At 65.9% G+C, this 24,085-nt stretch carries 22 protein-coding genes; 17 read left to right on the forward strand and 5 right to left on the reverse strand.

Going from position 1 to position 24,085, the window contains the following annotated elements; translation table 11 throughout:
• Window positions 1-2: 2 nt before the first annotated feature.
• Window positions 3-1,442, forward strand: a complete 1,440-nt coding sequence (locus tag GTK09_RS21430; RefSeq protein WP_163465439.1) for a phosphomannomutase — start codon at window positions 3-5, stop codon at window positions 1,440-1,442.
• A gap of 136 nt (window positions 1,443-1,578) precedes the next feature.
• On the opposite strand, the gene GTK09_RS21435 is transcribed toward GTK09_RS21430, so the two are convergent.
• Window positions 1,579-2,061 carry a Dps family protein gene (locus GTK09_RS21435; RefSeq protein ID WP_163465440.1) on the reverse strand — a complete coding sequence of 161 codons (483 nt, stop codon included), beginning with the start codon at window positions 2,059-2,061 and terminating at the stop codon, window positions 1,579-1,581.
• Between the two features lie 405 nt (window positions 2,062-2,466).
• Window positions 2,467-2,943: a hypothetical protein gene (locus tag GTK09_RS21440; protein ID WP_163465441.1), complete on the reverse strand. Its 477-nt coding sequence runs from the start codon at window positions 2,941-2,943 to the stop codon at window positions 2,467-2,469.
• 194 nt (window positions 2,944-3,137) lie between these two features.
• On the opposite strand from GTK09_RS21440, the gene GTK09_RS21445 reads away from it, so the two are divergent.
• The 8 genes from GTK09_RS21445 to GTK09_RS21480 all read left to right on the forward strand — a co-directional run bounded on the left by GTK09_RS21445 (window position 3,138) and on the right by GTK09_RS21480 (window position 9,701).
• Window positions 3,138-3,407 carry a DUF1289 domain-containing protein gene (locus GTK09_RS21445; RefSeq protein WP_163465442.1) on the forward strand — a complete coding sequence of 90 codons (270 nt, stop codon included), beginning with the start codon at window positions 3,138-3,140 and terminating at the stop codon, window positions 3,405-3,407.
• Between the two features lie 253 nt (window positions 3,408-3,660).
• Window positions 3,661-4,746 carry an acyltransferase family protein gene (locus tag GTK09_RS21450; protein WP_246218046.1) on the forward strand — a complete coding sequence of 362 codons (1,086 nt, stop codon included), beginning with the start codon at window positions 3,661-3,663 and terminating at the stop codon, window positions 4,744-4,746.
• Window positions 4,747-5,157: 411 nt separating this feature from the next.
• Window positions 5,158-6,300, forward strand: a complete 1,143-nt coding sequence (gene dnaJ, locus GTK09_RS21455) for a molecular chaperone DnaJ (RefSeq protein WP_163465443.1) — start codon at window positions 5,158-5,160, stop codon at window positions 6,298-6,300.
• Between the two features lie 119 nt (window positions 6,301-6,419).
• Window positions 6,420-7,046, forward strand: coding sequence for a class I SAM-dependent methyltransferase (locus tag GTK09_RS21460; protein WP_312869939.1), 627 nt, complete (start codon window positions 6,420-6,422; stop codon window positions 7,044-7,046).
• A gap of 59 nt (window positions 7,047-7,105) precedes the next feature.
• Window positions 7,106-7,723 (forward strand): class I SAM-dependent methyltransferase, encoded by a 618-nt coding sequence (locus tag GTK09_RS21465; protein ID WP_163465445.1) that lies wholly within the window; start codon window positions 7,106-7,108, stop codon window positions 7,721-7,723.
• On the forward strand, window positions 7,720-8,304 hold the full coding sequence (locus GTK09_RS21470; RefSeq protein ID WP_163465446.1) for an NADPH-dependent FMN reductase: 585 nt from the start codon (window positions 7,720-7,722) through the stop codon (window positions 8,302-8,304). The genes GTK09_RS21465 and GTK09_RS21470 overlap by 4 nt, the downstream gene beginning before the upstream one ends.
• Before the next feature lie 96 nt (window positions 8,305-8,400).
• The gene (locus GTK09_RS21475) at window positions 8,401-9,048 is read left to right on the forward strand and encodes an HdeD family acid-resistance protein (RefSeq protein ID WP_163465447.1); all 648 of its coding nucleotides are present in this window, start codon (window positions 8,401-8,403) and stop codon (window positions 9,046-9,048) included.
• A gap of 2 nt (window positions 9,049-9,050) precedes the next feature.
• Window positions 9,051-9,701 carry a hypothetical protein gene (locus tag GTK09_RS21480; RefSeq protein ID WP_163465448.1) on the forward strand — a complete coding sequence of 217 codons (651 nt, stop codon included), beginning with the start codon at window positions 9,051-9,053 and terminating at the stop codon, window positions 9,699-9,701.
• Between the two features lie 38 nt (window positions 9,702-9,739).
• On the opposite strand, the gene GTK09_RS21485 is transcribed toward GTK09_RS21480, so the two are convergent.
• Window positions 9,740-10,483, reverse strand: coding sequence for an SDR family NAD(P)-dependent oxidoreductase (locus GTK09_RS21485; protein ID WP_163465449.1), 744 nt, complete (start codon window positions 10,481-10,483; stop codon window positions 9,740-9,742).
• Between the two features lie 212 nt (window positions 10,484-10,695).
• Here GTK09_RS21485 and GTK09_RS21490 point away from each other — a divergent pair, with 212 nt between their 5' ends.
• From GTK09_RS21490 to hrpB, 4 genes are all read left to right on the forward strand, one after another.
• Complete coding sequence (locus tag GTK09_RS21490) at window positions 10,696-11,916, forward strand: ABC transporter substrate-binding protein (RefSeq protein WP_203561149.1); 1,221 nt, start codon at window positions 10,696-10,698, stop codon at window positions 11,914-11,916.
• A gap of 134 nt (window positions 11,917-12,050) precedes the next feature.
• Entirely contained in the window at window positions 12,051-13,736 is a 1,686-nt protein-coding gene (locus GTK09_RS21495; protein ID WP_163465464.1) for an ABC transporter permease, read from the forward strand.
• The gene (locus GTK09_RS21500; RefSeq protein ID WP_163465450.1) at window positions 13,733-14,494 is read left to right on the forward strand and encodes an ATP-binding cassette domain-containing protein; all 762 of its coding nucleotides are present in this window, start codon (window positions 13,733-13,735) and stop codon (window positions 14,492-14,494) included. The genes GTK09_RS21495 and GTK09_RS21500 overlap by 4 nt, the downstream gene beginning before the upstream one ends.
• Window positions 14,491-16,989 carry an ATP-dependent helicase HrpB gene (hrpB, locus tag GTK09_RS21505; protein ID WP_246218047.1) on the forward strand — a complete coding sequence of 833 codons (2,499 nt, stop codon included), beginning with the start codon at window positions 14,491-14,493 and terminating at the stop codon, window positions 16,987-16,989. The genes GTK09_RS21500 and hrpB overlap by 4 nt, the downstream gene beginning before the upstream one ends.
• Before the next feature lie 32 nt (window positions 16,990-17,021).
• Here the strand turns inward: hrpB and GTK09_RS21510 are convergent, their stop codons facing one another.
• On the reverse strand, window positions 17,022-17,516 hold the full coding sequence (locus GTK09_RS21510; protein ID WP_163465451.1) for a DUF892 family protein: 495 nt from the start codon (window positions 17,514-17,516) through the stop codon (window positions 17,022-17,024).
• Between the two features lie 338 nt (window positions 17,517-17,854).
• On the opposite strand from GTK09_RS21510, the gene GTK09_RS21515 reads away from it, so the two are divergent.
• The 3 genes from GTK09_RS21515 to GTK09_RS21525 all read left to right on the forward strand — a co-directional run bounded on the left by GTK09_RS21515 (window position 17,855) and on the right by GTK09_RS21525 (window position 21,798).
• Complete coding sequence (locus GTK09_RS21515; protein WP_163465466.1) at window positions 17,855-19,141, forward strand: ActS/PrrB/RegB family redox-sensitive histidine kinase; 1,287 nt, start codon at window positions 17,855-17,857, stop codon at window positions 19,139-19,141.
• 602 nt (window positions 19,142-19,743) lie between these two features.
• Window positions 19,744-20,313, forward strand: coding sequence for an ActR/PrrA/RegA family redox response regulator transcription factor (locus tag GTK09_RS21520; RefSeq protein ID WP_163465452.1), 570 nt, complete (start codon window positions 19,744-19,746; stop codon window positions 20,311-20,313).
• A 777-nt stretch (window positions 20,314-21,090) separates the two neighbouring features.
• Window positions 21,091-21,798, forward strand: a complete 708-nt coding sequence (locus GTK09_RS21525; protein WP_163465453.1) for a class I SAM-dependent methyltransferase — start codon at window positions 21,091-21,093, stop codon at window positions 21,796-21,798.
• A 96-nt stretch (window positions 21,799-21,894) separates the two neighbouring features.
• Here GTK09_RS21525 and GTK09_RS21530 read toward each other — a convergent pair whose 3' ends face one another.
• Window positions 21,895-22,152 carry a DUF3297 family protein gene (locus GTK09_RS21530; protein WP_163465454.1) on the reverse strand — a complete coding sequence of 86 codons (258 nt, stop codon included), beginning with the start codon at window positions 22,150-22,152 and terminating at the stop codon, window positions 21,895-21,897.
• A 391-nt stretch (window positions 22,153-22,543) separates the two neighbouring features.
• Here GTK09_RS21530 and GTK09_RS21535 point away from each other — a divergent pair, with 391 nt between their 5' ends.
• On the forward strand, window positions 22,544-24,067 hold the full coding sequence (locus GTK09_RS21535; RefSeq protein ID WP_163465455.1) for a L,D-transpeptidase family protein: 1,524 nt from the start codon (window positions 22,544-22,546) through the stop codon (window positions 24,065-24,067).
• The last annotated feature ends 18 nt before the right edge of the window (window positions 24,068-24,085 follow it).

Consider the following 24,085-nt stretch of genomic DNA (forward strand, 5'->3'; position numbering starts at 1 on the left):
ACATGACCAGCCTGAAATTCGGCACCAGCGGTCTGCGTGGCCTCGTAACCGATCTTCTCGGCTGGCCGAGCTATGGCTACAGCCTCGCCTTTCTGCGCTATCTCGACGTCGACAATCTCGCCACCGCCTCACGGCATGTGCTGGTCGGACGAGACCTCAGGTCGAGTAGCCCTGAGATTGCCTCGCTGGTGCTCGCGGCCGCCGAGGCGGCCAAGTTCGAGCCCATCGACTGCGGCGCCGTGCCGACACCGGCATTGGCACTGGCGGCCCTGGAGCGCCAGGCCCCCGCCATCATGGTGACCGGCAGCCACATCCCCGATGATCGCAACGGGCTGAAATTCTATCTCCCGACGGGGGAAATCGGCAAGGCGGACGAGGCTGGCATCCTGGAAGCCTTTGCAGCGCTCCACGAAAACGACCTGCTCGAATTCGAGGCGATGGCCGAGTGGCAACGCCCCGCCGCAGCGCTCGACGTGGCGGCGCCCTTCGTCGCGCGCTATGCCGACTTCTTCGGGCCGAAGGCCCTGTCCGGCCTGACGGTCGGCGTCTACCAGCACTCCTCCGTCGCCCGCGACGTCCTCGTCGAGGTGCTGGAAAAGCTCGGCGCCGAGCCAGTCCCCTATGGCCGGGCCGACACTTTCATTCCCGTGGACACCGAGGCGCACCGGCCGGAGGACGTCGCTCTTCTGAGGCAGTGGGCCGGCGAGGGACGTTGCGACGCCTTCGTCTCCACCGACGGCGACGGCGACAGGCCGTTGGTCGCCGATGCCGACGGCACCGTCTTGCGCGGCGACGTCATCGGGCTCTTGACCGCCCGCCATCTCGGCCTGTCGACCATCGTCACCCCGGTTACCTCTGGTTCGGCGATCGAAAGGTCCGGCATCGCCCGGACCGTCCGACGCACCAAGGTTGGCAGTCCCTTCGTCATTGCGGGGATGGAGGAGGCGGCAACTCAAGGCGAAGCGGGGATCGTCGGCTTCGAGGCCAATGGCGGGCTGCTGCTCGGCTCGACTGTAGAGCGGGATGGAAGGCGGCTGTCCGCCCTTGCGACCCGCGACAGCCTCCTGCCGATCCTGGCCGTCCTCGCCGAGATGGCGGCGACGAAATCGCCGCTTGCCGGCATCGTCGAACGCCTCGACGCCGGCTTTTCCGCCGCGCACCGGCTGAAGGAGGTTCCCACCGCCGAGAGTGGTGCGCTGCTCGACCGGCTCGCCGGAGAAGAGCCGTTCAGACGCGACTTCTTCTCAGGGGTGGGCGAGGTCGCCGCGGTCGATCGCCTCGACGGAGTTCGGATCACGCTCGTCTCCGGTGAAACCGTCCACTACCGCGCCTCCGGCAACGCGCCGGAACTCAGATGCTACGTCGAGGCGGCGAGCCGCGACGAGGCCGAGCACCTCCTCGAATGGGGCTTGGCGGCGGCCGGGCGAGCGCTGGGCCGCTGAACGCAGCTCATGCTGCCGCGTGTCGTCGACGTTCGGTCACGCAAAAGCCCCGCCGGCAGGGCCAACGGGGCTCGAAAATCTCGAACCTTTGGTCGCCGCCCTGAGGACGGTGAACGCCGAAGCGCGGTCCTGCCGCTCAGGCCGGGTTGCTGCGCAGGTGGGCCCGGAGCATCCACGCGAACTTGTCGTGGGCCTCGATGCGGGCGGTCGCCATGTCGTTGGTGGCATAGTCGCCGTGCTGGTCGGCAACTGCGGCCAGGGCCGAAAGCGTCGAGGAGAGGGTTTCCTGATCCTTCAGGAGAATCTCGATCATCGTCTTCGCGTCGGCCTTGCCGTCATGCTCGGTGATCGTGCTGCGCGACAGAAACACGCTGAAGCGGCCTTCGGCATGGGCATCCATCGCCTTGATGCGCTCGGCGAGGAAGTCCTGGCCCTCGAAATGGTCTTCGTACATTTTCTGGAACAGCTCGTGCAGCGGGCCAAAGGCCATACCGGTGACGTTCCAATGAAAGTTCTGCGCCTTCATGGTCTCGACGGCGGTTTCGGCCAGCGCCTGCGTCAGGCCCTCGACGATCTCTTCCTTGGCGGTCGGTTCCATTTTCGCGGCCACGAGAGCCATGACGTTCTCCTTCTTTGCTCACTCAATCGGTCGAAAGACGCCGCAAGGCGCCCTCGGGTTCCTTCTCTAGAATAGTTCTAAAAAGAATGAAAGCCCCGGCGGGCTCGTTTTGCGGCCATGATTGGCGGGGGCTTGGAAACACGAGATGGAACCGCGCACGACCGTGCCCCGGGGAGCTTGGCACCGGCGACGACTTCCATGGGGAGGGCAGGGAGTGTGACAGGAAAGCCCGGAGGCGACGGGCGGAACGTCTTGGGGGCTACCGGTGCAAGGCGCTCGGATCGAACGCCCCATGAGAACACGAGCCGACCATCGAACGGGAAAAGCGGTGGGAGGCGGACTGGCTGGCGGGGAAAGGCAGTTCGCCGCGACGGCTCTGGCCATTTCGCACTCCCGTTCGGCAGATCAGAGCCGCGACGACATCGCTTCGGCGAGAAAGCGGAGCCAGCGGCGGCCGGCCGGCACGACCCGCCAGGCGATCAAAGCCGAGCCGGCCTTGCGTTCGCCGTCTCGCCAGGCCGACATCACCCGCAGCAGCCAGATCTCGTCCTCCGAGGGGTGCCGGGCACCGGGCCGGTAGATGGCGAGATCGCGAGTCGCATATTCCCCGAGCGCGCGGAAGAAGATGGTGGCCAGTTGCTCGACGCTCGGCGAAGCCTGGGCCGAGAACACCAGGCAGGCCCGCTCGACGTCGGACCGCGGCGCCAGACGGCTCTTCAGCGCGAACCACCGGAGCCGGTTCAGCCGGTCACGATCCTCTTCGGTGAGCTGCGGCACACGCTGCGCCACGGTCGGACAGAGAGCACTGCTGCCCGGTCGCTCGAAGGGAAGAACCTTGCCGCCGACTTCGACCGGCTCGGCATAGGCGAATGCTGCGCTCATGTTCTCGTCCGTCGCTGGTTCCGGCGACCGCCGTCGAAGGCGCGGTGATCTGGAACCATTCCAAAACTTGACAATTCTCATCAGCCTTAATAGCAGCCCGAGATCGGCGATCAAAGGGGCATTCTTCGCTCGCGCGGAGATTGTGAAAGCTGCAACCGCTTCTCGCGCGTTCTTCGTTAGATCGGCTCCAGGGGATGTTCGTGACAAAACGGTGGGCCAAGGCGCCTTCGCCCTGTATCGGCGTGTGCAAGTTCCGGGGCGAGGGAGACGCGTGCATCGGCTGCTTCATGACGAAGCCCGAGAAGAAGCGATTCAAGCGGCTCGACAAGAAGCCGAAGAAGAAGGACTTCTTCCGCACCCTCGTCGCGCGGCTCACCGAGCGCGGGCGGTTGTCGCGCTGGGAGCGGGTCTACCGTCGCAAGTGCGAGCGCAAGGCCGTTCCCTGTCCGCTCGATCGGCTTTGATCGACGTCCTCGGTTCACCTCCGTTGCCGGGTCGTGTCCGTTCAGGCCTGCATTCTCGTCGGCGGGGCGGCCGATACCAGTCTGGTTCGCCCCTGCCGCGTGGCGGAATTCTCCCCGCGCACCCGCGTATTTTCAGTCCCCTCTTAACCAGACTTCAAGACTTGCGTTGCAGCGCCGGTCTTTTGAGGCGAACGTTGGGACCGAACTTCGGATTTTCGACGCCGCCGGCTCGGGCAGAAGATGGAGGCCTGCCTTGTACTACCGGATTTTCGATTGCTGGCGCTTCGTGGCGGCGATGTTGATCATGGCCTATCACTTCCTGTTCTGGGCGCCCTACGGCGTGGACGCCGGGACGCAGGTGCTCTACCGGCTGCTGCCGCTGCTCGACATGTTCTTCATGATCTCGGGCTTCTTCATCACCACGCGCTACCGCGAGAAGATCGGCGACTTCGCCAGCTACCTCCGCTTCATGCGCGGCCGCGCCGCACGGCTTCTGCCGCTCCATTATGCCATCACGCTGTTCTTCGCCGCTGTTGCACTCTACGCTTGGGCGAAGGGCGCACCGAACTATCCGTGGCGCCAAAATCTCGAAGCCCTCCCGGCCCATCTTCTGTTGCTGCACGCCTTCGGCACGACAGACGGCCTGGCCCTCAACTACCCGTCGTGGTCGATCAGCGCCGAATTCTTCGCCTATGCCTTGTTTCCGCTGGTCGTTCTCCTGCTGCGGGTCGGCGGGCTGAAGGCGCTGGTCGTTTCCATCGCGCTTTGGGTTGGCTTGCTCGAACTCGCCTCCGCGAAAGGCTGGTTCGGCCCCGGCGGCTGGACGACGGCCGACTCGATGGGTGCCTATCGCGCCTTGGCGGATTTCATGATCGGTGCCGCCGTCGCCATCGTCGTCGAGAGACGGATGATCAACGTCCGAAGCCATCTTCCGGGTTGCCTCGCCACGGGCTTCGTCCTGATCGCCATGCTCTCCGGCAGCCATCATTCCGTCGTGATGCCGCTGATGGTCGCAGCGCTCGTCCTGACCGCGCTCGCCGAGACGGCTCGTCCCGAATCGACGACGTTCCTGGCGCCCTTGATGCCCGTCACCCGCGTCGCCTTCGGCATCTATCTCATCCATCCGGTGATGGAATTCATCTTTCTGGAGGTCGTGTGGTATCACGGCCTCGCCGGGACCGGCCTGATCGGCTTCTACCTCTACTGGTGGCTACCGATGATCGCGTCCGTGGTCGCTGCGATGGCATCTCACCGGTACTTCGAGCCCTTCTGCGCCAAGGGCTTGCTGCCCGCCAAGCCGCGGCGGGGCGAGGCCGAGCGGTTACTGGCCTCCGCCTGAGCCGAAGCGTCCGTCGTCAGGCAGGCTTTCCGTCGAAGTATGCAACCACTTCCCCAGATCGTTCGCGCAGGACGCAAGCCACTTTGCCTCTCCTGCCGCCTATGGTATCGGCGAGCGAACGTTCCTAGATGAACGAAAAGTCATCGGCTGCCTTTCCAGTGCGAAATCAGATCGATCGTTGCGGAGGTTTCGGGGCGGCAGCCGAATGAGGGATGGGGCGGAACGTTCGATTTCTCGCAAGATCCTCGTCTCCGGCAGCGGCGATGGCGCAGCTGTGGCGCGCCTGCTGCACCGGAAGACGGGTTTGCGGGATATTCGCGTCGCCAGAACGATTTGCATGTCCGGACATGCTCGAGGGCGGCCGCAGCGCGTCGGAAGCCTCGCCGAGTTCGGGCACGAACCAATGGAAGCGTGATGAAGGCCGATTACTACGAGATGCTCGGCGTGGCCCGCGATGTCGACGACAAGGGCCTGAAAAGTGCATTTCGCAAGCTCGCGATGAAATATCACCCGGATCGCAATCCGGGTGATACCGAGTCGGAAATCAAGTTCAAGGAGCTCGGCGAAGCTTACGAGGTTCTGAAGGATCCGCAGAAGCGGGCGGCCTACGATCGCTTCGGCCACGCTGCGTTCCAGAATGGCGGGGCAGGAGCCGCCGGCTTCAAAGGCGACTTCGCCTCCTCGATGGCCGACATCTTCGACGACATCTTCGGCGAGATGATGGGTGGTCGTGGCCGTGGCCGGCAGAGTTCGGGCGGTCGCGAGCGTGGTTCGGACCTTCGCTACAACATGGAGATCGACCTCGAGGAAGCCTATTCCGGCAAGACTGCCGAGATCGGCGTGCCGACCACCGTTCAGTGCGACGAATGCACCGGATCGGGAGCGCGGCCCGGCTCCATGCCGAAGTCGTGTCCGACCTGCGGCGGCATCGGCCGCGTCAGGGCCGCCCAGGGGTTCTTCTCGATCGAACGCACCTGTCCGACCTGCCAGGGGCGCGGCCAGGTCATCACCGACCCGTGCGGCAAGTGCGGCGGCGACGGACGACTGCCCGAAGAGCGCAGCCTGTCGGTCAACATTCCGGCCGGGATCGAGGATGGGACGCGCATCCGGCTTGCTGGCGAAGGAGAGGCCGGGCTTCGCGGCGGGCCGGCCGGCGATCTTTACATCTTCCTGTCGATCCGGCCGCACGAGTTCTTCCAGCGCGAAGGGGCCGATCTCTTCTGCAAGGTGCCGCTGTCGATGACGACCGCCGCGCTCGGCGGCAACATCGACGTCCAGACGCTTGACGGCAATACCAGCCGGGTGAAGATCCCCGACGGCACCCAGAGCGGCACGCAGTTCCGCCTGCGCGCCAAGGGCATGCCCGTCTTGAAGTCGCCGCAGACCGGCGATCTCTTCATCCAGGTGGCGATCGAGACCCCGCAGAACCTGTCGCGGCGCCAACGTGAACTCCTCGAGGAGTTCGAGCGTATCTCCTCGACCGAGAACTCGCCGCAGTCGAGCGGCTTCTTCGCCCGGATGAAGGAATTCTTCGAAGGGTTGAGCGATACCTGAAGCGCTCCATTTTCGACATCCTATCCCAGTGACGGCGGCCGTGCGAAAAGCGGTTCCGACGTCCGCGGTCGGACGAATGGCTTCGTTCGATGCGCATTCGAAGTGACGGAGGAAGACGCGTGCTGGAAGTACCGCAGCGGCGAGCGCAGACACAGGCCCGCCCGCGCATCAAGGTGAGTGACGAGGCGCGATTTTTTCGCGGTTGGCTGCAGCGGCCGCTGATCATGGGGGCGGTCTCCCCTTCGTCGCGGGCACTGGGCCGGGCGATGGCCTCCTATGTTCCCGATCCCGCGACCTTCTCGCCGAATGCCAAGGTTCTGGAGCTCGGACCCGGCACCGGCGTCGTCACGCAGATGCTCATCGCCCGCGGCGTACCCGAGCGGTCCCTGGTGCTCGTCGAATACTCCCGCGAGTTCTGCAAATTGCTGAGGGCGCGCTTTCCCGCCGCCGAAGTCATCCAGGGCGACGCCTATGCCATCGGCGCCTCGCTGCCGGAGTGGATCGGCGTCGATCCGCTCGAGGCGGTGGTCTCCAGCCTGCCGCTGTTCACCCGGCCGGACGACAAGCGCGAGGAAGTCGTTTCCCGCTCGCTCGAGCGAATGAAACCTGCCGCGCCGTTCATCCAGTTTTCCTATGCCTTCACGCAGCCGGTCAAGCCGGAGCGGATTGGCGCGAAGCTCGAAATCAGCCCTTGGGTGAAGCGGAACCTGCCGCCCGCCCGCGTCCTCGTCTATCGATCGACATGATGCCGAAGGTCGGTGTGTGTGGCGGATCGATGAGCCGGAGTTTGTGAGGGAATGACGCGATGAGCCGATCGAAGAGCGAGCCCACCCAGGGGGACTGGTTGCCGTTCCTGGCGACATGGGTCCGCAGCCCCTTGAAGATGGGGGCCGTGGCGCCGTCGAGTCGGGGCTACTGCCGGATGATGGTGAAGCACGCCACGACCGGGCTCGACGGCCCGGTTCTCGAACTCGGACCCGGCCTCGGCGTGGTGACGCGGACGCTACTCGAACAGGGCGTCGCGCCGGAGCGGATCACGTCGATCGAGTACGAACGCGACTTTGCCAGGAAGCTTCAGCAGCGGTTTCCGAAGGTCAACGTCATTCACGGCGACGGCCTCGATCTGGACAAGACGCTGGGGCCGGTCGGCGAAAGCCCGAAATATGCAGCGATCCTCTTCGCGATCCCAATCGTCAACATGCCCCAAGCCAAGCGGCAGGCGCTGTTTTCGCGCTATTTCGAGCGGCTCCTGCCGGGCGGCAACCTGACCCAGTTGTCGTACATGGTCACCCCGCCGGTCCGGCCGGTACCCGGCGTGTTCTCCGTCTCTTCTTCGCGCCGGGTCTGGTCGAACATCCCACCTGCACGGGTCTGGATCTACAGCCAGGACCGGGCGGCGCAAGGCGGGGCCACGGCGGCTTGAACTCCAGTATCCTCATCCTCCCCGGCTCGGTGCGGCTCGGCTCCTACAACCGCAAACTCGCATCCGAGGCGATGCGTCTGCTCGCCATGACCGATGCGGTGATCAGCCGCGTCGACCTCGCCGACTATCCGCTGCCGATCTATGACGGCGACGTCGAAACCGAATCGGGGGTGCCGCAGAACGCCCAGCTCCTCGCCCAGCGGATCGCCGCCCAGGACGGGCTCCTCATCGTCTCGCCGGAATACAACGCCTCGGTTCCGCCGCTGCTGAAGAATGCGATCGACTGGGCGAGCCGGGTGCGCAAGGTCGACGAGCGCCCGGTCCAGCCGTTCAAGGGGTTGGTCGTGGGCCTCGCCTCGGCCTCGCCGGGGAGTTTCGGCGGGATGCGGGGTCTGGAAGCCATCCGCATCGTCTTGCGTGCGCTCGGCGCCGAGGTCATGACGCAGCAGTGCATCGTGCCGCGGGCGGCGGACGGCTTCGACGAAAACGGCCGGCTGACCGACGACGTCGCCCGCACTAGCCTCGAATCTCTCTGCGAACGTTTGCTCGATACGGCGCGCAGTCTCACACGCCACGGATGAGGGCTTGACCAGTCGTTCATAATGGAACCTTCGTTCCGTGCCACCATTCGCCAGACGTCGCGCAATGACGTTCGGCATATCCAGGAGGACGACACGATGGCGACCGAAATCGGGCCGAACGGCCCTCCCAAAGGCGGCTTGGGCGCGGGCAATCCGGCCGCCGGCGAAGTCAGCCAGCGCGAGGCCGTCAAAGCCGCGCAGCGCTATCTTCACGATCATTGGAAATACTACACTTTCCAGGGCGCGCTGATGATCGTCGTCGGCATCCTCGCCTTGCTCGTGCCCTTCGCCGCGACGCTGGCGACGACGCTGTTCTTCGGCTGGCTCCTCATCCTCGGCGGTGTCATCGGCTGCGTGGCGGCGTTCCGCGCGCGCGCGGCCCCTGGCTTCTGGTCGAGCCTTCTGCTCGCCATCCTCAGCGTCGTTCTCGGCGGTATCATCATCTACGATCCGCTGGCCGGCACGGTGACCCTGACATGGCTGCTCGCCGTGTTCTTCTTTCTATCGGGTCTTTTCAATTTTTCGATCGCCCGCGCCGTGCGGCTGTCGACGACTCGCTTCTGGCTCGTGGTGGTTTCCGGCATCATCGACATCGTGCTGGCGGTCTTCCTGATCCTCGGCCTGCCGGGGACCGCGATCTGGGCGATCGGCGTCTTCCTCGGAATCTCCTTCATCACCTCGGGCTTCGGCCTCCTGTTTTCCGCCCTCGACGCGCGCAACAATCCCCCGGCATCGCGGGTGTGACCATGGCGGAGACGTCTGCAAAGGCCGCGACCGTCGAGAGGCTGCTGCAGCGAACGCAGAAGACCTTCGCAGAAGAGATGGGCCTCGACCTGTCGAAGAATACGCCGATGCCGCTGTTCCTCTGGCTCGTCGCAGCGAACCTCTTTTCGGCGCGGATCTCGGCCGACCAGGCGCTCCGCGCCGCCAAGGCACTGAAGGATGCCGGCCTGACCACTGCTGATCACATGGCCGAGGCGACGTGGAAGGAACGGGTGGTGATCCTCAATCGCAACGGCTACGCCCGCTTCGACGAGAAGACCTCGCGCTTTCTCCAGGACGTCGCCGACCATTGCCGCGACGCCTATGGCGGCGACCTGCGCAAGCTGCGCGAGGCGGCGGGACGCGATCCCGCAGAGGAGCGGCGGCTCCTGAAGGCATTCAAGGGAATTGGTGACACCGGCGCCGACATCTTCTTCCGCGAGGTGCAAGTCGCCTGGGGCGAACTTTATCCGTTTGCCGACAAGCGCGCCCTGCAGGCGGCCGAAACCCTCGGCCTCGGCAATGATGCCGAGACGCTCGCCGGCCTCGTATCGAAAAAGGATTTCCCGCGGCTTCTGACCGCGCTGCTGCGCGCCGATCTCGACGGTACACTGGAGGAGGTGCGGGGCGGGTAGGGGATTATTCCTCGTCGCCGAGACCGCGACGGCGCGACTCAGACGTGTTGCCCGCCATTGATGTGCAGCTCCGAGCCGTTGACGTAGCTCGACTGGCTGGAGCACAGGAAGTAGATGACGTCGGCGACTTCCGACGTCTGGCCGAGCCGGCGCAGCGGGATGTCCTCGATCATGTTCTCGGTGCCCGGCGACAGGATCGCCGTCTCGATCTCGCCCGGCGCGATGGCGTTGACGCGAATGCCGGCCGGCCCGAAGTCGTGCGCCATCTCACGCGTCAGCGAGTTCAGCGCCGCCTTCGACGTCGCATAGGCCGTGCCGGCGAAGGGATGGACGCGCCCACCGGCGATCGAGGTGACGTTGACGATCGAGCCCTTCGCGTTGGACAATTCCTTGAACAGCCCGCGCGCCAGCATGATCGGGGCGAAGAAGTTCACCTGGAAGACGTCGCGCCACATGTGCATCGGCGTCTGGATCGAATCGAGCCGCGCGCCGCCCTGGGCCTTCGGCGAGATCGCCGCATTGTTGACGAGGGCGTGCAGCTTGGAGCCGTTCGCCTCGAGCCGCCGGCGGATTTCCGACGTTGCGTAGCCGACGTCCTCCTGGTCCGAGAGATCGACCCGGATGTGGTCCTCGGGCCCGGCCGGCCAAGGGCAGTTCTCGGCGAAATCCTGCCGCGAACAGGTGATCACCCGCCACCCCTCGCGCGAAAAGCGTTTGACGGTGGCATGGCCGATGCCTCGGGAGGCCCCGGTCAGCACCAGTGTCTTGCGTTCGTCGGTCATCTGCCGCGTCTCCTGAGCCGGCTGTCAGGGCATGCCGGTCGAGTCGTGTGGTTGCCTTCGAATTCCATAGCCGAAGCCGGGGCCGTTGGCATCAGGCCGCGCCGCCTGCTTAAGTGGCGTGAGAGCAGAAACAAATTGTGTCTGCGAGCGAAGCTGAGATTATCCGCAATCGCGGCGGCCAACGCGCCACCGAACCTTGCCGTGGAGTGAATATGGTTCAAAATCGGGTCGCTGCCATGGCCATGGCGGCAAGCCTCGTCTTCGCAGGCGGCGCATGGGCGCAAGTCGCACCGGATGCCGCCTGGCAGTCCGTCCTCGACGAGGCGAAGGGAGAGACCGTCTATTTCAATGCCTGGGGCGGCTCGCAGAACATCAACGACTACATCGCCTGGGTCGGCGGCGAGGTGAAACAGCGCTTCGGCGTCACGCTCAACCACGTCAAGCTGGACGATACCGCGGCTGCCGTCGCCACCGTCGTTGCCGAAAAGGCCGCCGGCAAGGATACCGGCGGCTCCATCGACCTCGTCTGGATCAATGGGGAGAACTTCGTCGCGATGCAGGAACAGGGCCTGCTCGCCGAGGGCTTCGCGACCGAGCTTCCCAACTGGCAATACGTCGACACGTCCAACCCCAGCGTGACGGTCGACTTCACGGTCCCGACCAAGGGTCAGGAATCGCCCTGGGGCGGAGCCAAGCTCGTCTTCTTCTCCGATACCGCCCGCTCCGGCCCAGTCGAGGCCATGCCGAAATCGGCAGGCGAACTGCTCGAATGGGCGAAGGCCCATCCCGGCCGGTTCTCCTATCCGGCGCCCCCGGACTTCATCGGCTCGAGCTTCCTCAAGCAGGTTTTGATCGAGACGACCCCGGACCCGGCGGTTTTTCAGAAGCCGGTGGACGAGGCGAATTTCGAGGCGGTGACGAAACCGCTCTGGGACTGGCTCGACGCGATCCAGCCGGTGCTCTGGCGCTCAGGCCGCGACCATCCGCAGAACTATCCGGCGATGAAGCAGATGCTGGCCGACGGCGAAGTCGAAATCATCTTCGCCTTCAATCCGGCCGAGGCCTCGTCTGCCATCGCAGCAGGCGAACTGCCCGACACGGTTCGATCATTCACATTCCCGGGAGGCACCCTCGGCAACACCCATTTCGTCGCGATCCCGTTCAATTCCTCGGCCAAGGCGGCGGCGAAGGTCGTCGCCGACTTCCTGATCTCGTCCGAAGCACAGCTGCGCAAGGAGGATCCGCGCTACTGGGGCGACCCGACGGTGCTCGCCATGGACAAGCTGCCCGAGGACGACCGCGACGCCTTCGCCGCGATCGACCGCGGCATCGCCACCCTGCCGCCGTCGCAGCTCGGTCCGGTGCTCGCCGAGCCGCATTCGAGCTGGATGACCCGGATCGAAGAGGAGTGGAAGCGGCGGTATGGGAACTGAGCGGGTCGCAGACCGTCTGCTGCCGGTGGCACTGCAGTTGACGAGTCGTTTCGGCGAAGACGCGGTTCAATGCGGGCAACACCTCGTTGGCGGGTAACGGAAACGGTCGTCTCAGCAAAGCTCCCGGCGCCGCCATCGCCCTTGCGGTCCCGGCTCTCCTTGCCCTGCCGGTCGGCGTCGGGCTGGTCGGCGTCGTCCTTCCGGCCTTCGGCTATCTGCCGGCGCTCGGTGGCGAGGCATTCTCGCTCGCCCCGTTCCGCCAGTTGCTCGCCACGCCAGGCCTCGGCACGTCGGCTCTGCTGTCGTTGGCGAGTGGTCTCGTCACGACGGCGATCTCGACGCTCGGCGTCGCTCTCTTTCTCGCCGCGTTCCACGGCACCGCCGGGGACCGTCTCGCCCGGCGGCTGCTGGCGCCGCTGCTGGCCGTGCCGCACGCCGCGGCGGCCTTCGGCCTCGCCTTCCTGATTGCGCCGTCGGGCCTCGTTTTCCGGCTGTTGGCCGAGCCGCTGGGATTCGATCGGCCGCCCGACCTTCTGATCGTCGGCGATCCGCTGGGCCTTGCGATGATGGCGGGGCTGATCGCCAAGGAGATGCCGTTTCTGCTTCTCGTCGCCTTCGCCGCCCTGCCGCAGGCCGATCCCGTGCGACGCATGCGGCTTTCGGCCTCCCTCGGTTACGGGCGTATGGCAGGCTTTCTCCTGACCGTCTGGCCGGGGGTCTATCGCCAGATCCGCCTGCCGGTGCTGGCGGTCGCGGCCTATGCCTCCGGCGTTGTCGACGTCGCGCTGATCCTCGGGCCGTCGTTGCCGGCGCCGCTCGCCGTCCGCCTCGTCGCCTGGATGAACGATCCCGACCTGTCGCTGCGGTTCATGGCCTCGGCCGGCGCGCTCCTGCAACTCGCGGTGACCGGTGCCGTGCTTCTCCTGTGGATCGCGGGGGAGCAGCTGACCGCGGCGCTGCGGCGCAGGGTGACGGGGGGCGGGCGCCGGTTCGCTGAGGAAGGGGCGACGCGCCTCGCCGCATCAATCCCCGTCGCACTTGCGGGTGCTTCCGTGTTCTTCGGCCTTTCCTGGCTGTTCGTCTGGTCGATCGCCGGCTTCTGGGCTTTCCCCGATGTCCTTCCGCCGAGCGCCGACCTGTCGACCTGGAGCCGCGTCCTGCCGAATGCCGCTGGACCGCTGACGACGACCTTTCTCGTCGCGATCCTCTCGGCAAGCCTGGCGCTCGTCCTCGTCGTCATGCTGTTGGAGGCGCGCCGCCGGCAGTTTCCTGCAGCGGCGGGCCGGGCGGTGCGCCTGTCGCCTGCCGTGGCGGGGCTGATCTACCTGCCGTTGATCGTCCCGCAGATCGCCTTTCTTTTCGGACTGCAAGTAACGTTGCTGTCGCTCGATCTTGGCCCGTCGATCCCCTTGCTCATCGCCGCCCATCTGGTCTTCGTGGCGCCCTATGTCGCGCTGGCGCTGGCCGATCCCTGGTTCGCCGTCGATCCGCGCTACGAACAGGTCGCAGCCAGCCTCGGCCACGGCGCAGTCGCGGGGTTGTTCCGCGTCCGCCTGCCGATGCTCACCCACGCCGTCCTGACGGCGCTTGCCATCGGTTTCGCCACGTCGGTCGGCCAGTATCTGCCGACGCTTCTGATCGGCGCCGGGCGGCTGCCGACGATCACCACGGAGGCGGTGGCGCTCGCCTCCGGCGGCAATCGCCGTGTCATCGGCGCCTATGCGCTGCTCCAGACCTTGCTGCCGTTCCTCGCCTTCACGCTGTCGGGAACCCTGCCGCGCTTGCTCTGGCGAAGCAGGCGGGCGATGAAGCCCGCATGAACGTTCATCAACCCGCGACGGGCGAGGCGAGCCACTCGGCTGTCCGCCAGCACCATGACGAAATCGCCCAGCCTGCAGGTACCGGGCTCGTCCTCTCCGGCGTCGAGATCGCCCTCGGCCAGCATCGGCTTCTTGCCATCGACCGAGCCGTCGCGCCGGGCGAGACACTGACCGTGATGGGGCCGTCCGGCTCCGGCAAGTCGAGCCTGTTCGCCTTCGTCGCCGGCTTTCTCGATCCGGCTTTCAACGCGCGAGGCCGCGTCTTCCTCAACGGCCGCGATCTGACGCGCCTTGCGCCGCAGCGCCGCCGGCTCGGCCTGCTCTTCCAGGACGCGCTGCTGTTTCCCCACATGTCGGTCGGTGAAAACCTGCTGTTTGCGCTCGCCCCCGGCATTCGCGGCAGGACCGGACGGCGGCAGGCGGTGGAAGTGATGCTCGCAGAAGTCGACCTCGACGGAACCTTCTCCCGCGATCCGGCGACGCTGTCGGGGGGGCAGGCGGCGCGGGTGGCGCTCGCCCGCACGCTGCTCGCCGAGCCCGAGGCGCTGCTTCTCGACGAGCCGTTCTCGCGGCTCGACCAGGCGCTGCGGGCGACCATCCGGGACCTTGTCTTCTCGCGCATCCGCGAACGCCGGATGCCAGCGATCCTCGTCACCCACGATCCGGCGGATGCCGAAGCCGCCGGCAGCGATGTGGTGGACATCGGCGAGGACGACCGGGCGGGGCAGGGGGCGAGGGACGAGGAGCGCCCCCGTTGAACGCGCAGCTTCTCGACCACCTGCCGGAAGAGGCGCGGGCCCTGCCGGTCGTCGAGGTTCTCGGCGGCCTGAGCGAAGCCCTGGCCGCGCGTGGAAGCGCCATCCTTGTCGCCCCACCCGGCGCCGGCAAGACCACCGTCGTTCCGATCCATCTCCTGAAGTCGGGCGCCGCCGCCAGGATCGTTCTCATCGAGCCGCGCCGGCTTGCCGCGCGGGCCGCCGCCCGGCGCATGGCGGCGCTGCTCGGCGAAGAGGTCGGAGAGACGGTCGGCTGGCGCATGCGGCTCGACACCAGGATCTCGAAGAAGACCCGCATCGAGGTGGTGACCGAGGGCGTCTTTACCCGGATGATCCTCGACGATCCGGAGCTTGCCGGCGTCGACACGGTGATCTTCGACGAGTTCCACGAGCGCTCGCTCGACGCCGATTTCGGCCTGGCGCTGGCCATCGACGTCGCCGCCGCCCTGCGCGACGACCTGAAGCTCCTGGTCATGTCGGCAACCCTCGATGGGGCGCGGGTGGCGGCGCTGCTCGGCGACGCGCCGGTGGTCGAAAGCCGGGGGCGGGCCTTTCCGGTGACGATCGTCCACCGCGAGCGGCCGGGCACGGTCACGGTCGAGGATGCCGCGGCGAGCGCCGTGCGCGCCGCCTTGGGCGAGGAGACGGGCAGCATTCTCGTCTTCCTGCCGGGCCAGAAGGAGATCCGCCGGGTGGCCGAACGGCTGGAGCCGATCCTACCCGAAAGCGTCATGCTGGCGCCGCTCTACGGTGCGCTCGACGCCGCCGAGCAGGACCGCGCGGTGCGGCCGGCACCGCGCGGCATCCGCAAGGTCGTGCTCGCCACCGACATCGCCGAGACCTCCCTCACCATCGAGGGCGTGCGGGTCGTCGTCGATTCCGGGATGAAGCGCCGACCGGTCTTCGAGCCGGAGACCGGCCTGACGCGGCTCGAGACCGTCCGCGTCTCGCGCGCCTCGGCCGATCAGCGGGCGGGCCGTGCGGGCCGAACCGAGCCGGGCGTGGCGATCCGCCTCTGGCGGGCCGAACAGACTGCCGCGCTGGAGGCCTTCGACGAGCCGGAGATCCTCGCCACCGACCTTTCCGGCCTCATCCTCGACAGCGCTGCTTGGGGCGTTGGAGACCTCGGCCAATTGGCGCTGCTCGACAGGCCGAGGCCGGTTGCGGTCGGCGAGGCGCAAAAGCTCCTGGCGGAACTCGGCGCCCTCGACGCGGCGGGCCGGCTGACGCCGGCGGGCGAGGCGATGCGCAAGCTGCCGCTGCCGCCCCGGCTGGCGCACATGGTCGCTGCCGCCGACCCGGAGGACACGGCGACCGCCGCAGACCTTGCCGTCCTTTTGACCGAGCGCGGCCTCGGCGGCACCGACGTCGATCTGGAGGATCGCCTCCGGCGGTTGAGGACGGGGCGCGATCCGCGCTCGAAGGCCGCGCTGGTGCTGGCACGGAGGATTGCCGCGATCAGCCGTTCGGCGGCGCGGGCGCACGAGGCCGGTTCGGCGGAGTGGCCGACCGGCGGCGATGTCGGCGCGATCCTCGCCCTCGGCTTTCCGGACCGTGTCGCTTTCCGTCAGGGGCAGCCCGGCCAGTTCACCCTCGCCAATGGCCGTGGCGGACAGATCGAGGCTGCAGCGGCGCTTTCGAACGCTCGGGTTCTGGTCGTCGCGGAAATTCAGGGATCTGCCGCCGCCGGTCGGATCGTGTCGGCTGCAACGCTCGGCAAGGCGGCCCTCGATCGGATCCTGTCGGCGCGGGGCGACGCAGAAGAGGTCGTCGCCTTCGTCGCCGAGGCGCGGGCCGTTCGGGCATGGCGGATGACGAAGTTCGGCAAGGCGGTGGTCGAGCGGGTGCCGATGCCGCTGCCGCGCGACGAACGGACCGCTGCGGCCCTCGCCGAGGGGATCCGCCGCACCGGTCTTTCCAGGCTGAACTTCGGCAAGGACGGCGACCGGCTCCTGGCACGCCTGCGATTTCTCGCAAGGGCCTACGGGCCGCCGTGGCCTGATCTCGGGGAGGAAGCGCTCGCCGAGATTGCCTCCGAATGGCTGTTGCCCTATGCGCCCGGTGCGTCGAGCCTCGACGATCTGACCGGTGACAAGCTGATCGCGGCGCTGAAGGGCCTCGTCCCGCCGCAGTTTCAGGGGCGGCTCGAAGAACTCGCACCCGGCCATTACGACGCGCCCTCCGGATCGCGCGTGCCGATCCGCTACGACGAGGACCAGCCGGTGCTGGCGATCCGAGTGCAGGAATTGTTCGGGCTCTCGGACCATCCGGCGATCGCCGACGGGCGGCTGCCGCTGACGCTGGAGCTGCTTTCGCCCGCTCACCGGCCGATTCAGATCACGAAGGATCTGCCGGGCTTCTGGCAGGGATCCTGGGCGGATGTCCGCGCCGATCTGAGGGGCCGCTACCCCAAACACGAATGGCCGGAGGATCCGGCCGCCGCAAAGGCAACGGCGCGGGCAAAGCCGCGCCGTTGAAATGTTGACTCAGACTTTAGAGGCGATGCAGGTCAGGCCGCGGCCTTGTTGATCCCGCCTTCGGCGAGTTCGGTCATGGTGCGGTCGCCATGGGCCGTCGCGTCGAGACACTTTTGCAGCTTCGTGGCATCGTCCTTCAGGCCGAGCCGCTTGGCGAAGGCGACGAGGCAGCCGTAACCGGCGATGCCGTAATGAGCCATGCGCTGATACTGGGTGATGATCATGGCGTCACGTGCATCGGGATCGGAGATGTCCTCTTCGAGGCCGTGCGACCGCGCTTCCTTGACCAGGCCTTCCATGCCCTTGCAGAATTCCTCGGCGGGATCAGCGCCATGGGTCTTGATGATCCCGGCCAGGGTCGAGCGACCTTCGTTGATCCCCTCGACGCCAGCAGTGAGGGCGTCCTTCAGCTTGGCATCGTGAGCAGCCTCGGCCAGTTCCGCGGTGACCTTCGCGGCCTGGGTGTCGGCGCTGTAGATGTCCTGCAGCTGGTCGATGTAGATATCCTTGAGATTGGCGAGCGCCATTACCGTCTCCTTGCGAATGGGTTTTTCGGCCGAGGTGGCTGGCCGTCCGAACTGGCCAGGCGGTGCATCGCCACGCTCCTCCGAAACGTTTCATGTCTAAAAGAGGCTGGAGCGGCCCGGTGTTCCTGTCATCCGCCGGCAGCTTGTTTGCCCGGCTACGGAATTTGCCCCGATCGGACGAGGGGACGTCTCCGCGACAATCGGCGGGAGCGCATCGAAGACGACGGCATTATAGTCGCTGAGACGTAAGTGGCAGAACGCGTTCAGCGAAGCGGCAAGACATGGATCAGCTCAGACGTGTCGGACATTCGAACAAGCGGTTCGATTTCGTCACCTTCATGCGGGAAAGCCAGCGACTGAGGCTTGCGACGCTCATCCGTCTTCGCTGGCTTTCGGTCGCTGGACAGGCCACCGCCTGCGTCTTTGTCGCCTGGATTCTCTGGTGGCCCTATCCGATCGGTCCCTGCTTCGCTCTGATCGGCCTTTCGGTCGGACTCAACCTCTATCTCGCGAGCCGATATTCGGGCAGCTACCGCCTCTCCTCGAAAGCCGCGCTCGCCGTGCTGACGTTCGACATCGTGCAGCCGGCAGGGCTGCTGATGCTGACCGGCGGGATACAGAACCCCTTCACGGTCTTTCTCATCGTTCCCGCGGTGATCGCTTCCGCTACCCAGCCACCGGTAACCGTTGCCACGATCACCGGCTTCGCGGTCGCGGCGACCACGGTCCTGGCGACTTTGCACATGCCGCTACCGTGGCCCGAACCGAGTGGGCTGGTACTGCCCTCCAGCTACGTCGGCGGTTTGTGGTTCGCGATCGTCACGACCTTGGTGTTCGCGGCCGTCTACATCTATCGCGTTGCCGCCGAATCCCGAACTCTCGCGGATGCGCTTACGGCGACCGAGCTGGTGCTGCAGCGTGAGCAGCATCTTTCCGCCCTGGACGGACTGGCCGCCGCCGCCGCGCACGAACTCGGCACGCCGCTTTCGACGATCGCTCTCGTCGCAAAGGAAATGCAGCGCTCGGTGCCGAAGGGGCAACCGATTTCGGACGACATCAGCTTGTTGGTCGAGCAGTCGGAACGCTGCCGCCTGATCTTGCGCCGGCTGTCTTCGCTCTCCTCCTCCAGCGAAAGCCATCTCGCCAAGCTCTCGCTGCTGGCTCTGATCGACGAAGTCGCAGAACCCCATCGTAATTTCGGGGTCCAACTGGACGTCCAGGTGACAGAATCCTCCGGGGCCGAACCAGTGGCCGCACGCAACGCCGCGGTCATTTCCGGCGTCGGCAACATCGTGGAAAACGCGGTCGATTTTGCCGACTCGGCGGTGGTGATCCAGGCTGGCTGGGACGAGACGTCAGTCTGGATCGAGGTTCTGGATGACGGCCCGGGCTTCCCGGTCGCGGTTCTCGATCGTGTCGGCGACCCCTACATGGCGCGCCGCGAAACGCGTGACCAGCGAAGCGGCGGCGGCCTCGGTCTCGGTCTCTTCATCGCCGTGACCTTGCTGCAGCGCTCGGGCGCCGCCGTGAAGATCGGGAACCGCCCGAAGAAGGGTGCGATCGCCTCCATCGTTTGGTCGCGGTCCGCTTATGCGGGGGATTCGGACGGCCATCAGGGGGCTTGATTCGCGCAATCGTGGCATCGGCAAGGAATTTTAGCTGCCGGTCCTGCGATGACATGTCGCAGGAATGGCCGGGTTAGGGCTGACATCGTCGTCGGCGCCTGAAAAAATGCGTTGCTGGGCAGGCGAAGCAGGGGCCATGGCGAATTGCTGCAGCCACGCGGTCGGGCGGTGGCGGATGAAGGCGCGCGAGAGGGCCTAACCTTGGCGCATTCGGAAGGCCAGACTGCCTGCAACATAGGCATTTTTATGCGCTGACGAAGCACCCATGCCCATGGGCGGGGGTAGGCCCCGGCGATCAAAACCCTCATTCTCATTGCGTTCTCAAACGCCAGTTTGCTCAGCGTCCAAGACCGCAACACTGCCGATTTTGCCGTCGATCTGATCTGCAAATGTGCAGATCAAGAAAAATTTTAGTTCACGCTTGCTGCATCCGCGCAATTAGTCGCACCGTAGCTGAGGCGTCGATTGGCCGCATCCGGCAGAGCCGGTGCCGATTCGATGGCGGCAAAGCCATTCCAGCTGGCGAACGGTCAGCAATGGATCGCGTCACTCGTGCCGGAGCGGTTCCGGCAGCGTATGGAAAGAGGAAACCGGGGCGAAGAATGCTGGACCAATCTGCTCTGTCTTTTGAACTGCCGTTGCCCGTCAGTGATCCGACGCTCCTATTGGTGGATGACGACAAGCCTTTCCTGTGTCGCATGAGCCGCGCGCTGGACCAGCGCGGATTCCTCGTGCGGACCGCCGATAGCATTGCCCAGGGCTTGAGTGCTCTCGAAGATAGCGCTCCCGCCCATGCGGTGGTCGACATGCGACTCGGCGACGGCAATGGGCTGGAGGTCGTGGCAGCCTTGCAGCGCAAGCGGCCCGATGCCAGGGCGATCATTCTGACCGGCTACGGAAACATCGCCACCGCCGTCACGGCCGTGAAGCTCGGTGCGATCGATTATCTCGCCAAGCCGGCCGATGCCGACGACGTCACGGCGGCACTGCTGCGTTCTGCCGGCTTTACCGTCGAAGTGCCGGAAAATCCGATGTCGGCCGATCGCGTTCGGTGGGAGCACATCCAGCGGGTCTACGAGCTCTGCGACAGGAACGTTTCTGAGACCGCGCGCCGTCTGTCGATGCATCGGCGGACACTGCAGCGGATCCTTGCAAAGCGCGCGCCTCGCTGAGGCGAGCGTTTCGCCCATCGGAAAGCCGCATCCACCGCGCGATCCGCATCCACGGCGAAGGGCGGTTTCCACGGCTGGCGCCGAAAGGCGTCTCGGCCACTGTGGGCGCGGCTCGTGACCGCCCGTTCGGGGGAGGGGCGGGGCAATGACAGGCGCTAGCGTCGTGAGGGTGCGCCGCCGCTCGAACGAGGCCGCCGCTTCTGCGATTCGTCGCGCGACGGCGTGGCCTCTCCTGCCGTGTCTTCGGAGCGTGTGACCTCGCGCATCTGTGCGGGCGAGGACGGATCGGCACGCCTCTCATTCTCTTGGCTGTGCCGATCTGGGGCAGCGCGACGTCGCCGTCGCGTATGGGCCGTCCGGCATCGTTTGCCGGTCGCCGTTCCTGCCCTGGGTGGATGTCGCGACCAGCCCGCAGACCGAGACGTGGTCGACTTTCGTCGGGTTTCTCTCGGTTGCGGGCAGTTCCGCGCGCATTGACGCAAGACGTCGAAGCACTTGATCGGTCCCGGGGGCGATGTTCCCACGCGTTGCAGCGAAATCATCCCAATTTTATTATAAATGTAAATGTGCCAACCTGGAATGGCGGTGTCGCAAAGTATTACATAATAAAATATGCGAACCCTACGTGCTTTTGTGCCGGAATATCCGCGAATAATCAGCATTCACGGCTGCGTTCGGATCTGTGTCCCGGCGAATTTCGTAATTACCACTTGGAAGATGCAACGTTTGCTGTAATTGTGCGTAAACGAGGGGTTAATAAGTGGAGTAAAAATTGTCATGACCATCGCGAGCGCAGAAGCGGGCTCTTGGGTCAAGCCGGACCCGATGAGCAATCCGCGCAGCATCGAGCGCAGGTTTCGCGCCAAACGCTTCCGCCACGTCCGACAGCTTCTGGAAACGGCACTTTCGGAAAAAGACAGGATCGAGGTCCTCGATCTCGGCGGCACCGAAGCCTACTGGGCGATCGCCGAGGATTTCCTGGCCGAGCATCGCGGCCGGATCGGCATCACGCTGGTGAACAACGAGCCGATCCCGGAGCCGAAGAGCGCGGCGCTGAGCGCGGTTTCGGGCGATGCCTGCGACGCCGGCCTGTTCGGCGGGAAGCGGTTCGACCTCGTTCATTCCAATTCGGTGATCGAGCATGTCGGCGAGGTCGACAGGATGCAGGCCTTTGCCGACAACGTCCGGCGGCTTTCGGATCGCTATTTCATCCAGACGCCGAACTTCTGGTTTCCTCTGGAGCCGCATTTCCGCGTGCTCGGCTTCCAGTGGCTGCCGCTTTCGCTGCGCGCTGCGCTCATGCAGCGGCGCAATCTCGGCTTCTTTCCGCGCGCGGAAAGTCGCGAAGAGGCTTGGCGCAACGTCGCCGAGATTCGCCTGCTCGATCGCAAGCTGATGCGGCGTCTGTTCCCCGAGGCGGAACTGCGTGACGAGCGCGTGGCCGGCCTGACGAAGTCGCTGATGGCGGTCCACGATAGGGCCTGACGCCGCCCCCGTGCGTTTTCGAGGCAGGCCGGCCAGGCGAGGGGAAATCGGAAGGCAGTTCGAACTGCGGCGCCGGGGAGGCGCCGCAGACGCGGCTCACGCCTCTTCGTCGTCTTCGGGGGCCTTCCGATAAACCTCGACCGGCCCCTTGAGCTTGATGGTCAGCGGCTTGCCCTTGCGGTCGAGGGCCTTGCCGGCCTGGACGCGGATCCAGCCTTCGCTGACGCAATACTCCTCGACATTGGTCTTCTCCTCGCCCTTGAACCGGACGCCGACGCCGTCGGCGAGCGCTGCCTCGTCGTAATGGGGGCTGTCGGGATCGATGCTCAGCCGGTCGGGAAGGTCGTTCGTCATCTCTCACACTCCGTTCGCGTTTTCGGGCGTCCCTAAGCACGAAACGGGGCGGTTCGAAAATGGGTCTGCGGTTTCCACTCGGCTGCCGGCGAAGTGCCGAGTTCGGGCGAACCAGAGTTGGACGCCGGCCACCGGTCCTTTCGAAGGCCCGAAATGAGCCGAATGCCGCACGCGCTCTCCGGACCATCGGGCGGCACACTGCCTGTCGAACCATGCGAGCAGAGCGTGATCGTCGGCCATCTTCATGTCCGGTTCATGTGGCAAGCCTCAGATCTGGCATGGATGCTTTTTTCGTTCGGACTGGCGAGTCGCCCTGCGGCGGTCCGTCCGCAAGCGATGTGGCGCGAAGCCGATGCGGCGGAAGCTGCGACGGCAAAGGACGATCGAACTGATGACGAAACTGCGACGAGCAAGTCTTTCCGGTCTCATCGTGGCGGGACTGGCGTCCGGCCCGGCGAGCGCCGGCCCCTTCGACGACGAAGCGACCGTGCGCCTGGCGCAGGGCTATGACTCCGCCGTGCCGGACGAGGCCGTCGAGGTCTATGTCGATCAATACGGCCAGCGCGTCTTTCTCGATCGACGCGGTCGGGTGGTCGGCGTCGAGGAGCCGAGGCGAGGTGGGTTTCAGCGCCGGCGCGATCGTTTCAACGAACGGCGGGGTGCGATCATCGATGCGCCGCCGCCGCCGGGTGTGACGCTGGAGGGGCGGGTCGACGTTCCGCCCCGCGGTGGCTATGCGCCGCGCGATGACGGCTTCGGCCGTCCGCAGACGATCGATCCCTATGACGACCAGGGCTTCGACCAGAACGACCGCGATTACGGCGACAGGGACTATTACGATCAAGGCCCCGTCGAGGCATCGCCGCTGCCGGCGCCTGCAAGCCCGGGTGTCACCGATGGCGACACCGTTCGCGAGGCAGGCCTGCCGCAGCCCGGTCCGGATGGCGTGGTCCCCGGTGCCGATGGGCCTTTGCCCGATTCGCTCGGTTCCCAGCCCCTGCCGACAGGCGAAGGCCAGCCGATCACCGAGACCAATCCCGCCCCGGCCGTCGCGTCCCCGGGTGGCAAGAACGACAAGGCGCAGGTCGCGGCCCTGCAGATACTGCTCGACCGAGCCGGCATGTCGCCGGGCGTCATCGACGGACGGATGGGCTCGAACGTCAACAAGGCGGCGGCAGCCTACCGCGAGAAATTCGGCAGGACGCTCGAGACCGGCAATCCGCAGGCGCTTGCCGAGGAACTCGACGCCACAGGCGGGCCGGCGATCATCGAGTACGAGATCACCAACGAGGACGCCGCCGGCCCTTATGTCGCGTCGATACCGTCCGACTACGGCGAAAAGGCCAAGCTGCCGGAGATGAGCTACGAGCGCGTCTCCGAGCGGCTCGCCGAACGCTTCCACATGGACGAGAACTATCTGAAGGCGATCAATCCCGGCGCCGACTTCGACCGTGCGGGAACCCGCATCAAGGTCGCCAATGTCAGCGCCAACGTCAGCGGCGAAGTGACCCGGATCATCGCCGACAAGGGCCGCGAGCAGGTGCGGGCCTATGGCGCCGACGGAACGCTCATCGCCGCCTACCCGGCGACGATCGGCTCGACCGACACGCCGTCTCCCTCCGGCACGGTGCAGGTCAACCGCATCGCCTTCAATCCGAACTACACCTACAACCCGAAGATCAATTTCAAGCAGGGCGCGAACGACAAGGTTCTGACCATCCCGCCCGGCCCCAACGGCCCGGTCGGCTCGATCTGGATCGCCCTGTCGAAGCCGACCTACGGCATCCACGGGACGCCGGAGCCTTCGCAGATCGGCAAGACCAACAGCCATGGCTGCGTCCGGCTGACCAATTGGGACGCCACGGAACTCGCCAAGATGGTGAAGCCGGGCGTCACGGTGGAGTTCGTCGAGTAGGATTGGCGATGACGGCCT

The sequence above is a fragment of the Jiella pacifica genome (genome assembly GCF_010500815.1).
Taxonomy (GTDB): Bacteria; Pseudomonadota; Alphaproteobacteria; order Rhizobiales; family Rhizobiaceae; genus Jiella; species Jiella pacifica.

What these genes read in the sequence shown, in the direction of transcription:
- GTK09_RS21500 (WP_163465450.1), top strand. Translation starts at nt 13,733, where the DNA reads ATGAACGTTCATCAACCCGCGACGGGCGAGGCGAGCCACTCGGCTGTC.
- GTK09_RS21475 (WP_163465447.1), top strand. Translation starts at nt 8,401, where the DNA reads ATGGCGACCGAAATCGGGCCGAACGGCCCTCCCAAAGGCGGCTTGGGC.
- GTK09_RS21535 (WP_163465455.1), top strand. Translation starts at nt 22,544, where the DNA reads ATGACGAAACTGCGACGAGCAAGTCTTTCCGGTCTCATCGTGGCGGGA.
- GTK09_RS21440 (WP_163465441.1), bottom strand. Translation starts at nt 2,943, where the DNA reads ATGAGCGCAGCATTCGCCTATGCCGAGCCGGTCGAAGTCGGCGGCAAG.
- GTK09_RS21465 (WP_163465445.1), top strand. Translation starts at nt 7,106, where the DNA reads ATGAGCCGATCGAAGAGCGAGCCCACCCAGGGGGACTGGTTGCCGTTC.
- GTK09_RS21520 (WP_163465452.1), top strand. Translation starts at nt 19,744, where the DNA reads ATGCTGGACCAATCTGCTCTGTCTTTTGAACTGCCGTTGCCCGTCAGT.
- GTK09_RS21435 (WP_163465440.1), bottom strand. Translation starts at nt 2,061, where the DNA reads ATGGCTCTCGTGGCCGCGAAAATGGAACCGACCGCCAAGGAAGAGATC.
- GTK09_RS21530 (WP_163465454.1), bottom strand. Translation starts at nt 22,152, where the DNA reads ATGACGAACGACCTTCCCGACCGGCTGAGCATCGATCCCGACAGCCCC.
- GTK09_RS21480 (WP_163465448.1), top strand. Translation starts at nt 9,051, where the DNA reads ATGGCGGAGACGTCTGCAAAGGCCGCGACCGTCGAGAGGCTGCTGCAG.
- GTK09_RS21510 (WP_163465451.1), bottom strand. Translation starts at nt 17,516, where the DNA reads ATGGCGCTCGCCAATCTCAAGGATATCTACATCGACCAGCTGCAGGAC.
- GTK09_RS21525 (WP_163465453.1), top strand. Translation starts at nt 21,091, where the DNA reads ATGACCATCGCGAGCGCAGAAGCGGGCTCTTGGGTCAAGCCGGACCCG.
- GTK09_RS21490 (WP_203561149.1), top strand. Translation starts at nt 10,696, where the DNA reads ATGGTTCAAAATCGGGTCGCTGCCATGGCCATGGCGGCAAGCCTCGTC.
- GTK09_RS21430 (WP_163465439.1), top strand. Translation starts at nt 3, where the DNA reads ATGACCAGCCTGAAATTCGGCACCAGCGGTCTGCGTGGCCTCGTAACC.
- GTK09_RS21485 (WP_163465449.1), bottom strand. Translation starts at nt 10,483, where the DNA reads ATGACCGACGAACGCAAGACACTGGTGCTGACCGGGGCCTCCCGAGGC.
- GTK09_RS21515 (WP_163465466.1), top strand. Translation starts at nt 17,855, where the DNA reads ATGCGGGAAAGCCAGCGACTGAGGCTTGCGACGCTCATCCGTCTTCGC.
- GTK09_RS21445 (WP_163465442.1), top strand. Translation starts at nt 3,138, where the DNA reads ATGTTCGTGACAAAACGGTGGGCCAAGGCGCCTTCGCCCTGTATCGGC.